This window comes from Streptomyces sp. NPDC008001, from assembly GCF_042958085.1.
Classification (GTDB): Bacteria; Actinomycetota; Actinomycetes; order Streptomycetales; family Streptomycetaceae; genus Streptomyces.
In genome coordinates this window covers 154,616-166,746 of the sequence record NZ_JBIBIZ010000007.1, presented here as the reverse complement: position 1 = coordinate 166,746, position 12,131 = coordinate 154,616, and the positions used below count along the sequence as shown (strand labels likewise).

Annotated in this window: 12 protein-coding genes and 2 pseudogenes; 11 read left to right on the top strand and 3 right to left on the bottom strand. The window is 71.7% G+C overall.

Annotation, left to right across the window (positions count from 1 at the left end):
* Positions 1-6 precede the first annotated feature (6 nt).
* A complete protein-coding gene (locus ACFZCD_RS19860) occupies positions 7-690 on the bottom strand; it encodes a helix-turn-helix domain-containing protein (RefSeq protein ID WP_391832541.1) in 684 nt (227 codons plus the stop codon).
* Positions 691-879: 189 nt separating this feature from the next.
* Here ACFZCD_RS19860 and ACFZCD_RS19855 point away from each other — a divergent pair, with 189 nt between their 5' ends.
* From ACFZCD_RS19855 to ACFZCD_RS19840, 4 genes are all read left to right on the top strand, one after another.
* The gene (locus ACFZCD_RS19855) at positions 880-1,749 is read left to right on the top strand and encodes a universal stress protein (RefSeq protein WP_391832540.1); all 870 of its coding nucleotides are present in this window, start codon (positions 880-882) and stop codon (positions 1,747-1,749) included.
* Positions 1,750-2,013: 264 nt separating this feature from the next.
* Entirely contained in the window at positions 2,014-2,871 is an 858-nt protein-coding gene (locus ACFZCD_RS19850) for a hypothetical protein (RefSeq protein WP_391832538.1), read from the top strand.
* A gap of 150 nt (positions 2,872-3,021) precedes the next feature.
* A complete protein-coding gene (locus ACFZCD_RS19845; protein ID WP_391832536.1) occupies positions 3,022-3,147 on the top strand; it encodes a hypothetical protein in 126 nt (41 codons plus the stop codon).
* A gap of 61 nt (positions 3,148-3,208) precedes the next feature.
* On the top strand, positions 3,209-3,361 hold the full coding sequence (locus tag ACFZCD_RS19840; protein ID WP_391832534.1) for a hypothetical protein: 153 nt from the start codon (positions 3,209-3,211) through the stop codon (positions 3,359-3,361).
* 22 nt (positions 3,362-3,383) lie between these two features.
* On the opposite strand, the pseudogene ACFZCD_RS19835 reads toward ACFZCD_RS19840, so the two are convergent.
* Positions 3,384-3,573: pseudogene (locus tag ACFZCD_RS19835) on the bottom strand (DUF1918 domain-containing protein); the annotation flags it as partial.
* A 103-nt stretch (positions 3,574-3,676) separates the two neighbouring features.
* Here ACFZCD_RS19835 and ACFZCD_RS19830 point away from each other — a divergent pair.
* Positions 3,677-4,210 carry a hydrogenase maturation protease gene (locus ACFZCD_RS19830; RefSeq protein WP_391832532.1) on the top strand — a complete coding sequence of 178 codons (534 nt, stop codon included), beginning with the start codon at positions 3,677-3,679 and terminating at the stop codon, positions 4,208-4,210.
* Positions 4,207-6,676, top strand: a pseudogene (locus ACFZCD_RS19825) (GNAT family N-acetyltransferase). Before ACFZCD_RS19830 ends, ACFZCD_RS19825 begins: the two are co-directional and overlap by 4 nt.
* A 204-nt stretch (positions 6,677-6,880) precedes the next feature.
* On the opposite strand, the gene ACFZCD_RS19820 reads toward ACFZCD_RS19825, so the two are convergent.
* Positions 6,881-7,297: a hypothetical protein gene (locus ACFZCD_RS19820; RefSeq protein ID WP_391832531.1), complete on the bottom strand. Its 417-nt coding sequence runs from the start codon at positions 7,295-7,297 to the stop codon at positions 6,881-6,883.
* Between the two features lie 167 nt (positions 7,298-7,464).
* Between ACFZCD_RS19820 and ACFZCD_RS19815 the strand changes: the two genes are divergently transcribed.
* From ACFZCD_RS19815 to ACFZCD_RS19795, 5 genes are read left to right on the top strand one after another with little or no spacing between them, the layout of a single operon-like run.
* Entirely contained in the window at positions 7,465-8,646 is a 1,182-nt protein-coding gene (locus ACFZCD_RS19815; protein ID WP_391832529.1) for a 4Fe-4S dicluster domain-containing protein, read from the top strand.
* Entirely contained in the window at positions 8,643-9,098 is a 456-nt protein-coding gene (locus ACFZCD_RS19810; protein ID WP_391832527.1) for a Crp/Fnr family transcriptional regulator, read from the top strand. Before ACFZCD_RS19815 ends, ACFZCD_RS19810 begins: the two co-directional genes overlap by 4 nt.
* Positions 9,095-9,898, top strand: coding sequence for an FAD/NAD(P)-binding protein (locus ACFZCD_RS19805; RefSeq protein WP_391832525.1), 804 nt, complete (start codon positions 9,095-9,097; stop codon positions 9,896-9,898). The genes ACFZCD_RS19810 and ACFZCD_RS19805 overlap by 4 nt, the downstream gene beginning before the upstream one ends.
* Position 9,899: 1 nt before the next feature.
* Positions 9,900-10,721 carry an oxidoreductase gene (locus ACFZCD_RS19800; protein WP_391832523.1) on the top strand — a complete coding sequence of 274 codons (822 nt, stop codon included), beginning with the start codon at positions 9,900-9,902 and terminating at the stop codon, positions 10,719-10,721.
* Positions 10,718-12,058: a Ni/Fe hydrogenase subunit alpha gene (locus ACFZCD_RS19795; RefSeq protein WP_391832521.1), complete on the top strand. Its 1,341-nt coding sequence runs from the start codon at positions 10,718-10,720 to the stop codon at positions 12,056-12,058. The genes ACFZCD_RS19800 and ACFZCD_RS19795 overlap by 4 nt, the downstream gene beginning before the upstream one ends.
* Positions 12,059-12,131 lie beyond the last annotated feature (73 nt).

The following is a 12,131-nucleotide window of genomic DNA, read 5'->3' as shown; positions in this document are numbered from 1 at the left end:
GAGGGCCTAGAGGCCGCTGCGGATGCGGCGGCCGCTGATCGTGCCGAGCGGGATGCGCACCCAGGTCTCCCGTTCGCCGCCCGCCCAGGGCTGCGGGTCGGCGATGTCCCGCAGGTGCTGCTGCTCCTGTGGGTCGGTGACCGGTTCGGCCATCCGCCGAACGAGAATGCTCCACCCCTCACTGCGCGCCTCGTCGATCCTGTCGACCTCGAAGGCCACCTCACCGCCGACCACGCTCGCGAGCGCGCCCCTGGCGGCCCTGCGGAAGACGACGGCGTCACCGACGAACCGGTAGTTGACGGGTGCGGCCTCCGGCCCCTCCGACCTGGAGAAGACCACCCGGCCGACACCCCCCGCCGCGAGCTTCTCCCAGCACTCTTCGAGTGGCAGCTCCTCCAGCACCGGACTACGGGCCAGGGAGCCCCGGCCGGGTGGCTGCTCGGTGTCCCCACCCAGCAGGGCGGAGACCGAGATCCCCAGCGCGTCCGCCAGCCCGGACAGGGCCTCCAGCGAGAGAACGCCGGTCTGCGACTCCACGTATGCGAGGTAACCGGGGTCCATCCCGGCCCGGGCAGCAGTCTCCTCGCGGGTCAGACCCAGTTCCTCCCGTCGCTGCGCCACACGCCGACCGAGATCGCTGCCAGGACGTACCCGAGGAGAGCCGGCTCCGTCTCCTGGTTCCGTGGCCATGGCCGTGTCCCGCTTCCTGATAGCAACGGCAGCTTCCGCCCCATCTTCCACAGCCCGGCCGCCGTCCGCACTCCGGAAACCCGGTGCGCCCCGCGCATGCCGTGACGACGAGGGCGAGGGATGGTGGAGGCGGGGGCAACAGCATCGGCCGGCATTCCGGTCCGATGCACCGGCAAGGCGGTGAGCACAGTGGAGCACCCAGTGGTCGTGGGCGTCGACGGGTCGGACGGCAGCCTCGCCGCCCTGGACTGGGCCACGGAGGAAGCCACCCGCTTCGGCCTCCCACTGCGCGTGGTGTACGCGTCCCTGTGGGAGCGCTACGAAGGCGCGGTGCCGTCCTTCACGGGTGAACGGCCCGCGGAGGAGGTGGCGGCCCAGCACATCGCCGCCTCGTCGGAGCAGCGTGCCCGGCAGCTCTCCCCCGGCCTGGCGGTGCACGCCGTGACCGCGCCGGACGACGCCGTGGAGGCGCTCGTGGAGGAGTCCGACAGCTCGTCCGTCGTGGTGACCGGCAGCTCGGGACGCGGAGCCGTCAAGGAACTCCTGCTGGGCTCGGTCAGCCTCGCCGTCGCGGGCCGCGCCAACTGCCCGGTCGTCGTCGTGCGTGGTGAGGAACGCAACGTCAAGGGCATGAGCCACCGGGTCGTCGTCGGCGTGGGCGAGGCCGACGAGGCCGCCACCGCCGTACGCTTCGCGTTCCGCGAAGCCGAGGCCCGCGGGTGCGAGCTGCAGGCCGTACGGGCCTGGCGCACTCCCCAGCAGCCCACGGACCCCACGACCGGGCTCGAGTCCGCCGCCCGGTCCCACGAGCAATGGGCCGGGGCAGTCCTGGACGAAGTGCTGGAGGAAGCCGTGGCTGCACACCCGGACGTCCCCGTGACCCGCACGGTGGTGGAGGGACCGGCGCACCGCGCCCTGCTCGGGCCGGCCGCGGACGCCGATCTGCTCGTCCTCGGGGCCACTCGGCGGCAGGACGGCTTCGGGCTGCACCTCGGCCGGGTCACCCACACGGCCCTGCACCGCGCGGGCTGTCCGGTGGCCGTGGTACCTCACCGGTAGGGCCCGCAACGCTCGCTCACCGTGCGTCGGCCAGGATCTCCCTCTCGATCCGGTGACGCACGTGCGTCGCGAGTTCCCGTGTCGTGCTCGAGACAGCCGCCTGGGGGACGGAGTCCAAGAGCGGCCTTCTCTCGTTTCACCTCGTCGCACGCCCAGCCAGCCTCAGCCGGCGACGACGAAACCCAATACGTAAGTGATGGGTCAGCTTGACAATTTGTCTCGGCTGGCTTGACATGACGGAGTCTCACGTCTGAGCATTGACACATGACTTCGCAGGACGTCACCACCGAAGCGTCCGGCGCCTCAACCTCTGAGGCCGGCCTGCAGCCTCGACTCGGCCAGTTCGTTCACCAAGCCATCGCCCTGCGCGACCAGGCCGACGAATTGCTCAAGAGAGCAGTGGAGCACGAGCGTGCCCGCGGTACCTCCTGGGAACAGATCGGCCAGGAGCTCGGCGTGTCGAGGTCGGCAGCGCAGCAGCGATTCGGGCGGGGCACGAAGGACTACGGGCGGGCCGCGTCCCGTGTCCGTCTCGAAACGGCATGGCTCAAAGCGAAACGCCTCGTGCAGGACTACGAGGCACTCGAAGGCCTGCAGAACCTGAGCAGCTCCGTCAGCACGGCCACGGCCAACGACGGGGAGATCCAACTGCCACCGCACACGAGAATTCACGAGACGTTCTCCGGCTCCTCAGAACCCTCGCTTGTGTGGTGGCTAAAGCGCCAAACTGCGCCGGAAGAGCCCAGGAGTATCCCCTCAGTCCTTACCGAGGCGATGGCAGCCGAGCTCTACCGCGACCTTAAACGAGTGGCAGATCGCGTCCTGTCTGATCCCGCTCCCGATACCGCAGGATCCCTGCAAGGGGCTGACGCCGAGGTTGCCCGCGGAGCCTCCGAGCGGGCGTTGCTCATCTCCTTGGCCGCACTCCGTGGCACTTGCCCGAAGGCTGTGGAGCAGGTGGCGGCACGCCTTCTCGGCCAGACGGAGCCAGCCGCGGCCATCAGGGACTCTGAATCAGGCACCTCCACCGCCGAGGGCACAATCGAGGAACGCCTCGCCCGCCTCGAGATTTTGGTGGACGAGCTCCTCAAGAAGGGCCGCACCACAGCGAAGGCCGACTAGCGAAGATTTCTGCCGCCCCCGCCACGCCTGGACAGCTTCTGCGGGGGCGGCAGACGGTCACACACCCGAACCCAACAGGAGGCAACCATGACCAGTATGCCGTCCGTCACCCACGCGGGCGACGGTCCGCGCCTACCAAACGTCCTCATCGTGGCCATGGCCACTGGCTACGTCGCGGGCTACACGGCGGCTTTCAACGGCAACGACACCAAGAGCCTGATTGTCCAGCTCGCCGTACCGACCGTCGCCTGGCTGCTCAAGGCCCGCCGCCGGTGATCTGAAGTGCCCCCCGCCGTACCCGGCGGGGGCACGCCAGCGCGAGTGGCAGCTCGGCCAGATGGGGCGCACGCAGGGTTGGCCACCCGTCCGCCCGGCGGACCTGCTGGACGTCGCCAGCCCAGTCGGCCCCTCGCGCAAGTACGACAGGGCCATGGTGAGCTCGTACAGGTCCGCCATGGTGGCGTCCGAGATCGCCCGCGCCTCCTCCTAGCCCGATTGTCCCGTCTGCGGATGGTGCTCGGGGTGGTGCACGTGGGAGTCCGGTCCGGGGTAGACCAGGGTCACTTTGTCCGTGTCCGACCAGCGAACGTCATAGGGCGGTGCGCCGTCGGCGTGACGGAGGCCGACGATCTCCCCATCGCGCTTGGTCGCGCCCGTGGCCGGGCTCTCGACGATCAAGTGGTCACCGAGTTGCGCATGCATGCCGTCACCGCTTGCGTGGTCACATCGCCGGAATACCGGTCTCCGCCTCTCCAGCAGACCACGAACGCCCGGCCCACGGAAGCCAGCACAGGGAGCGAACACCATGGTGGTGGTCCACCGCGTCACGGTCATCGGTGTCGGCAACGAGTTCCGGCGGGACGACGGGGCAGGACCCGCGGTCGTCGCCAGACTACGGAAACGGGCCCGCCGCGGCGGCCTGCCAGCCGGGATCCGGCTGGTGTCCTGCGACGGGGAGCCTGGGCGGCTGATCGGGCTGTGGGAGGGGGCGGAGCTGGCCGTCGTGGTGGACGCCGCCCGCGCCCGTCCCAGCCGTCCTGGGCGGGTGCACCGCCTGGAGCCGGCCACGTGCCCCGGGGGGCCGGCGGGTGCGACGAGCGGTCACGGACTGGGGCCGGCCGACGCGGTCGCGCTGGCCCGTGCGCTCGACCGGATGCCGGAGCGCCTGGTCGTGTACGCGGTCGAGGGAGCCGACAGTTCCTTGGGCCCGGGGCTGACCCCGGCTGTTGCCGCGGCCGTCGGTTCCGTCGCCGAGCGGGTCGTAAAAGAGGCCGTCCGGCACCTTTGCCATACCGGCCCACGCGTCCCCCTGGAAGGTGAGGAGGCGTCCGTGCCATGACCCGTACCTCGCAGCCACCCGCCGTCGCGGCGTACGCGCTGCTCGCCGATGGGACGACCGTGCACGTCAGACCCGTCGTGCCGCAGGATCATGCGGCGGTCTTCCGGTTCTATGAGCACATGTCCCCGGCGAATCTGCGGTTGCGGTTCTTCTCCGCCGGGAACCTCGTCGCCCAGCAGGCGGCGGACGCGCTGTGCCGGGACGCCGGACCGGGCGACCGGGCCGTGGTGGCCGAGGCGAACGGTGAGGTGGTCGGGCTGGCCGAGTACCACGCGGCGCCGGGCAGCGGGCCAGTGTCCGCCGAGGTCGCCCTCGCAGTGGCGGACGAGTGGCACCACCGCGGCGTCGGGACGCTCCTGCTGGAACACCTTGACGGCCGACATCGCCAGCCTGCGGCCGCTGCTGCGGCCCCGGTCGGTCGCTGTCGTGGGCGCCGGCCACCGCCCCGGATCGGTGGGCCGGGCGATCCTGCGGAACCTGCGGGCCGCCGGCTTCGCGGGCCCGCTGTACGTCGTCAACCCGCACGGGCCCGCACTCGACGACCTGCCCTGCCACCCCTCTGTAGCCGAACTTCCGGAGGTCCCGGAGCTGGCGGTCCTGGCCGTTCCGGCCCGGGCGGTGCCACCGGTCGCCGAGGAGTGCGGCGTGCGCGGGGTACGGGCGCTGCTGGTGGTGGCCTCCGGACTCGACCAGGCCCAGGCCGCCGCCTTGCGGGCGGCCTGCCGCACGTACGGTATGCGTCTGGCCGGACCCAACTGCCTCGGCCTGGCCAACACGGAGAAGGACGTCCGGCTGGACGCGACGTTCGCAGCCGGATTCCCGCTGCCGGGCACGGCCGGTGTCGCGACGCAGTCCGGCGGCGTGGGCATCGCCCTCCTGGATGGACTGTCCCGGCTGGGGATCGGCGTGTCGACGTTCGTCTCGCTCGGCGACAAGTACGACGTCAGCAGCAACGACCTGCTGCAGTGGTGGGAGGAGGACGGGCGCACCGACCTGGCGGTGCTGCACCTGGAGTCGTTCGGCAACCCGCGCGCCTTCTCCCGCACCGCTCGCCGCGTGAGCAAGCGCATGCCGGTCCTGACAGTGGACGCCGGACGGTCGCAGGCCGGGCGGCGGGCCGCGGCCTCGCACACCGCCGCTGCCGCCACGCCGACGGTGACTCGCCAGGCGCTGTTCCACCAGGCCGGTGTCATCGCCACCCGCTCGATCGGCGAACTGCTGGATGCGATCGCGCTGCTGCACAGCCAGCCGCTGCCGACGGGCGACCGGGTCGTGGTGGTCGGCAACGCGGGCGGCGTGGGCGTACTCGCCGCCGACGCCTGCAGCGAAGCCGGGTTGGACGTCCGTCCGCTGGAACCCTCACTCGCGGCGAACCTCGCGGCGGTGCTGCCGCCGGGCGCGGCCGTCGGCAACCCGGTCGACACCACGGCCGCCGTCTCGGAGGACCAACTGCGCGCGTGCCTGGAGCTGCTGGCGGCCCACCGCGATGTCGACACCGTGCTGGGGGTGCTGGTGCCCACGGCTCTGGCCGCCGCCACGGGTGACGATCCGGTACGGGCCTTCACTGGTGCCGGGGAGAGGCCACGGTGCGCGACGGCGCTCGTCCTGGTCGACCGACCGACGCGCGTCGAGCTGCTGCCGGGCGAGCGCGGCGGCGCCGTCCCCGTCTACGCGGACCCGCAGGATGCCGCCCGCGCACTGTCCTACGCGGCCGCCCACGCCCGGTGGCGCAACAGGCCGCAGACCGCACCCCCGGAACCGTCCGGCATCAACACGGAAGGCGCCCGGGCGGACGTGGCCGAGTGGCTGGCCGAGCGGCCGGAGGGCAGCTGGCTGGACCCCGTGCGATGCGCGCGCCTCCTGGACCACTACGGCATCCCGCAGGTCGCCTGGGAGTGGGTGTGCAACGAGGACACCGCCGCGGCGGCGGCCACGCGGCTGGCCGGGCCCGGCGGGCGAGTGGTGCTCAAGGCCCACTGGCCCGGGCTGGTGCACAAGACCCGCGAGGGCGCCGTCCGCCTCGACCTCCAGGGCGAGGACCAGGTACGGGCCTCCTACCGGGACCTGGCGACGCGCTTCGGTGACCGGCTCGCCGGCGTCGTCGTGCAGCCACAGGCGCCCCACGTACTGGAACTGGTCGCCGGTGTCGTCCAGGACCAGGTCTTCGGCCCACTCGTGCTCTTCGGACAGGGCGGCACCGCCACCGACGTACTGGCCGACCACGCCGCGCGGCTCGCCCCGCTCACCGCCTACGACGTGGACGCGCTGATCACCACGCCCCGCTGCTCCGCACTCCTGGCGGGCCGCCCCGGCGGCACCCCCGTCGACCTCGCCGCCCTCGAACAGCTGCTGCTGCGCCTGTCCCGGATGGCCTGCGACCTGCCCCAGCTGGCCGAGGCCGACCTGAACCCCGTGGTGCCCTGCCCGGACGGCGTCATGGCGCTGGACGCCCGCATCCGCCTGTAGCTCCGGCAGGCGTACGACCCGTATCTGCGGCGCCTGCGCTAACCCCGCTGTGTTTCTCGCGGTCCTGCAAGAAGACCGCCGGCCTCCGGACCCGGCATGACTCTCACCCCTGTCGAACATACGAGCTGGGAGTGACGCATCAGCGGCCGGTTCGCACTCCGGACGACGGCTGCATGAACAAGCCCACAGGATGGTCGATTCGAATCATCGCCTTGTGTCGTCTGCCCACGCCGAGACGGCTGTGGCACCCTGACGGACAGCCTCTTCCGGGTCGCGGGCGAGTTCACCGCAGACCACTGCGAGGTCTGGCACGCCGTCCGGTCCCACGAACGCGTCGCATACCCCGGTCTGCAGCCAGTCGGCCTGATTGTCGTCAGCATCGGCAACCGCGAGAGCGATGAGCCTCATGGCGGCTACCGTCCCCACCCGGGCCAGGGCCTCTGCTGTCTGCCGGGTCACTGCCGTGTCCTCGACGTCCAACAGCAACCCCACCAGCGCCTCCCCAGCTTCGGGAACTTCGGCGAAGGAAGCAAGGTCACGCCCGGCACGAATCCGTTGCGTCCATGTAGGAGACGACGCCTCAGCCAAGGCCGCCTCCAACCCACTCATCGTCTCTGGCACGACCAGACGGTCTCACGCCCCACGAAGAAGATCGAACCCGGGACCGAGCTGCCCACGTGCTTGACGAAGAATCCAGAGGCCCCTCTCCCGGCACGCTCAGCGTGCGGGGCACCGGACGTGTGGTCAGGCTGGAGAGGATCACCTCCGCGACACGGGCAGGAGATGTCATGGCTTCCGCGACGGCATCGCCGGCCGACGGCGACACGGCCTGCGTGCTGGACCGGGAGGGCATCGGTGCGCTCGTGCGGGAGCTGCGCGCCCGGGGCCGCACGGTGATCGGTCCGACCGTGCGGGACGAGGCCATCGTGCTGGCGGAGCTGGAGTCGGCGGATGGGCTGCCGTACGGCTGGGGCGTGGAGCACGAAGCCGGCTACTACCGCGTCAAGCGCCGCACCGACGAGGCGGCCTTCGCGCACAGCGCCGGGCCGCAGTCCTGGAAGTACTTCCTCCACCCCGAACGCGTCCGGCAGTGGACCGCCGACCGCGGCCCGGATGGCGAGATGACGGTACGCCCCGAGAACCCCGAGCCGCCGTCGTTCGCCTTCCTGGGCGTACGGCCCTGCGACCTGCGGGCCATCCAGATCCAGGACCGCGTCATGATCGGCGGCCCGCACCGCGACGCCACCTACGGCGCCCGCCGCAGCAGCGCCTTCCTGATCGTGGTGGAGTGCACCGAGCCCGGCGCCACGTGCTTCTGCGTCTCCATGGACACCGGACCGGCGGCCCGGCCCGGCTACGACCTCGCCCTGACCGAGGTGGTGGACGAGGCGGGTCACCGGTTCCTGGCCCGTGCCGGGAGCGAGGAGGGCGCACAGGTCCTGGCCGCCCTGCCACGGCGGCCCGCGGACGACCTCACCCGTACGCGCGCCCGCGAGGACGTCGAGGCCGCCGCCGGGCGGATGGGCCGCACCATGCCAGAGGTCGACCTGCGCGCGATGCTCGCCGGCACATTGGACGCCGAACGCTGGAACGACGTCGCCGCCCGCTGCCTGACCTGCGGCAACTGCACCATGGCCTGCCCCACCTGCTTCTGCACCACCACCGAGGACGTCACCGACCTCACCGGCGACCACGCCGAACGCTGGCGGCGCTGGGAGTCCTGCTACGACCTCGACTTCACCCATCTGCCCAGCGGCTCCGTCCGCAGCAGCGGGCGCAGCCGCTACCGCCAGTGGCTCACCCACAAACTCGGCACCTGGTGGGACCAATTCGACAGCTCCGGCTGCGTCGGATGCGGCCGCTGCATCGTCTGGTGCCCGGTCGGCATCGACATCACGGAGGAGGCCCACGCCCTGCACCGTGAAGCCCTCGAAGGGCACGCCGATGGAAAGGACGGGACGTCGTCGTGAAGCGCAGCGGTGTACTGGCGGCCATCCCCGAGGAGCCGCGGGAGCGGTTGCTGGCGCTCAGCAGCGAGGTGACGTTCGAGGCGGGCACCCGCGTTTTCGAGGAGGGCGGCAAGGCCGACCGGTTCTGGATCATCCGCACTGGCAACGTCGCCCTGGACATCCATGTACCGGGGCGGCGGGCGGCGGTCGTCGAGACGCTGGGGCCCGGGCGGATGCTGGGCTGGTCCTGGCTGTGCCCGCCCCACCAGTGGCACCTGGGCGCCGAGGCCACGAGCCCCGTACGCGCCTGGGAGTTCCACGCGGCGGAAGTCCTGGAGCTCTGCGACCGCGACCACGAGCTGGACCACGCCCTCCTCATGTACGTGGTCGAGGTCATCGGCCGCCGTCTGCGCGCCGCCCGCACTCGGCTGCTGGACCTCTACGGTCCAGCGGGAAGCGGGGCGCAGGGGTGACCGCCGTCCCTCTCCCCTACCGGGTGACGGCCAACCGGCCCGAGTCCGCCGACACCCGTACGATCGAGCTGGAGCCGGTCGGCGAGGCGCTGCCGTTCTTCGTGCCCGGGCAGTTCGCCATGCTCTACGCCTTCGGCGTGGGGGACATCCCGGTTTCCGTGGCCGGGCTCGACGGCGACGTGCTCACCCACACGATCCGGGGCGTGGGCGCGACGTCCCGGGCTCTGTGCGCGGTGCGGCCGGGGACGCAGGTGGGCGTGCGCGGTCCGTTCGGCACCGGCTGGGACCTGCCGTCCGCCGCCGGGCGGGACGTGCTCGTGGTGGCCGGCGGCATCGGGCTCGCCCCGCTGCGGCCACTCGTACGGGCGGCGCTGTCCGGACAGAAGGACTATGGCCGCCTGAACGTTCTGGTCGGCGCCCGTACACCCGCGGACCTCCTCTACCGGTCGGAGCTGGACGGCTTGGGCCGCCCGTACTGCGGCGTGACGGTGGACCGGGCCGGCCCGGATTGGACCGGCAACGTCGGAGTGGTGACGGCCCTGCTCGATCAGGCGGTGTTCGCCCCGCCCGAGACCACAGCCTTCGTCTGCGGCCCCGAGGTCATGATCCGCGCCACCGCGCGTGAACTGCTGCACCGCGGTGTACCGGCACAGCACATCCGCATCTCCCTCGAACGCAACATGCACTGCGCCACCGGACACTGCGGCCACTGCCAGCTCGGACCGCTCCTGCTCTGCCGGGACGGCCCCGTCGTCGGCTACGACCGGGCAGAACATCTCCTGGCCGTAAGGGAGTTGTGACATGGCTTCGTCTGCCGCACCCGCCCGCCCCCGGCTCGGCGTCTTCAAGTTCGCGTCCTGCGACGGCTGCCAGCTGACGCTGCTGGACTGCGAGGACGAGCTGCTGCCGCTGTCCGCGGAAGTGGAGATCGCCCATTTCGTGGAGGCATCGAGCGACATCCAGCCGGGTCCGTACGACCTGTCCCTGGTCGAGGGGTCCGTCTCCACCCCGGAGCACCTGGAACGCATCCGGCGCATCCGTGCCGAGTCCCGGTACCTGGTGACCATCGGCGCCTGCGCGACCGCCGGCGGCGTGCAGGCCCTGCGCAACTACGCCGACGCCGAGGAGTTCCGCGCCGCCGTCTACGCCAGGCCCGAGTACATCGCCACCCTCGCCACCTCCACCCCCATCGAGGCCCACGTCCCGGTCGACCTGGAGCTGCGCGGCTGCCCCATCGACCGCGGGCAGCTGGTGGAGGTGATCACCGCCTTCCTCGCCGGCCGCCGACCCGACATCCCCAACCACAGCGTGTGCTTCGCCTGCAAACGACGCGGCACTCCCTGCCTTCCCGTCTCCCGCGGCATCCCCTGCCTGGGTCCGGCGACCCATGCCGGGTGCGGGGCGCTGTGCCCGGCCTACGGGCGGGGCTGCTACGGCTGCTTCGGCCCGTCCGGCTCGGCCAACATGCCCGCGATGATCCCGCTCCTGCGGAGCGACGGCATGAGCGACGAGGACGTCCTCCGCCTCCTGCACACGTTCAACGTCAATGATTTCGCCGCCGTCGAACCGGAGCGGGGGCACGAGGTCGAGCCCGGCACCAAACGGCCGGGAGAGCCACGATGACCCGCGACGAACTGCGTGAACTCCGGCTCGGCGAAGTGGCACGTGTCGAGGGCGAGACGGCGCTGCGGCTGCGCATCGGGGACGCCGGCACCGTCACCGAGACCCAGCTGCGCATCTACGAACCCCCGCGCTTCTTCGAAGCGTTCCTGCGCGGCCGACGCCACACAGAACCACCCGACCTCACCTCCCGCGTGTGCGGCATCTGCCCGATCGCCTACCAGACCAGCGCCTGCCACGCGATCGAGGACGCATGCGGCGTCACCGTCGACGACCGCATCGCCGCACTGCGGCGCCTGATCTACTGCGGCGAGTGGATCGAAAGCCACACCCTGCACATCTACCTGCTCCACGCCCCCGACTTCCTCGGCTGCGACGACGCCATCGAGCTCGCCCGCACCCACCGCGCCGACGTCGAACGCGGACTACGGCTCAAGCAGGCCGGCAACACCATCGTCGAGATCCTCGGCGGCCGTGCCATCCACCCCGTCAACATGCGCGTGGGCGGCTTCCACCGTGTCCCCAAACGGACAGAGCTGCGACCGCTCTCCGAGCGCCTGCGCCAAGCCCGGGACGACGCGTTCGCCACCGTCGCCTGGGTGGCCGGCCTCGGCTTCCCCGACGCCGAGTGCGACGCCGACTTCTTCGCCCTCGCCACCCCGGACACCTACGCCATCGAGACCGGCACCCCCACCGTGCTGCCGTACGACGCCGGGCAGGACGTGCGTACCTTCCCTCTCGCCGACTTCACCGCGCACGTGGCCGAGGAGCAGGTGCCCTATTCCACCGCCCTCCAGGCCCGACTCGACGGCCGGCGCCACCTGACCGGCGCACTCGCCCGGTACGCCGTCAGCGGCCATCTGCTCCCACCCACCGTCCGCGAAGCCGCGTACTCGGCCGGACTGCCCGACCCGGCCACCGGCGCCGTCTGCCGCAACCCCTTCCGCAGCATCGTCGTCCGCGCCGTCGAGGTCCTCTACGCCGTGGAAGAAGCCCTGCGCCTGATCGACGCCTACGAACCCCCACCGCACCCCGCCGTGGACGTCCCCCCGCGGCCGGGAACCGGCCACGGCGCCACCGAGGCACCACGCGGAACCCTCTACCACCGCTACACCCTCGACACCGCGGGGCTCGTCACCGACGCCTGCCTCATCCCGCCCACCTCCCAGAACCAGGGAGCCATCGAGGACGACCTCCGCCGCCTCGTCGAGGACCGGCTGCAGCACGGCGAGCCCACCGACGCCGAACTCACCCACCTGTGCGAACGCGCCATCCGCAACCACGACCCCTGCATCTCCTGCTCCGCGCACTTCCTCGACCTGACCGTCGAACCCGGCTGATCGCTCCTCCCGGAACCCCCCGCCCGAGCGACCATGGAAGTACGGCAGCCGGGCACGACCGCCCGGCACCCCG

Excerpts from the sequence above, each read along its gene's own strand:
- ACFZCD_RS19795 (WP_391832521.1), top strand. The coding sequence starts at position 10,718 with ATGACCCGCGACGAACTGCGTGAACTCCGGCTCGGCGAAGTGGCACGT.
- ACFZCD_RS19860 (WP_391832541.1), bottom strand. The coding sequence starts at position 690 with ATGGCCACGGAACCAGGAGACGGAGCCGGCTCTCCTCGGGTACGTCCT.
- ACFZCD_RS19800 (WP_391832523.1), top strand. The coding sequence starts at position 9,900 with ATGGCTTCGTCTGCCGCACCCGCCCGCCCCCGGCTCGGCGTCTTCAAG.
- ACFZCD_RS19815 (WP_391832529.1), top strand. The coding sequence starts at position 7,465 with ATGGCTTCCGCGACGGCATCGCCGGCCGACGGCGACACGGCCTGCGTG.
- ACFZCD_RS19850 (WP_391832538.1), top strand. The coding sequence starts at position 2,014 with ATGACTTCGCAGGACGTCACCACCGAAGCGTCCGGCGCCTCAACCTCT.
- ACFZCD_RS19840 (WP_391832534.1), top strand. The coding sequence starts at position 3,209 with ATGGGGCGCACGCAGGGTTGGCCACCCGTCCGCCCGGCGGACCTGCTG.
- ACFZCD_RS19830 (WP_391832532.1), top strand. The coding sequence starts at position 3,677 with ATGGTGGTGGTCCACCGCGTCACGGTCATCGGTGTCGGCAACGAGTTC.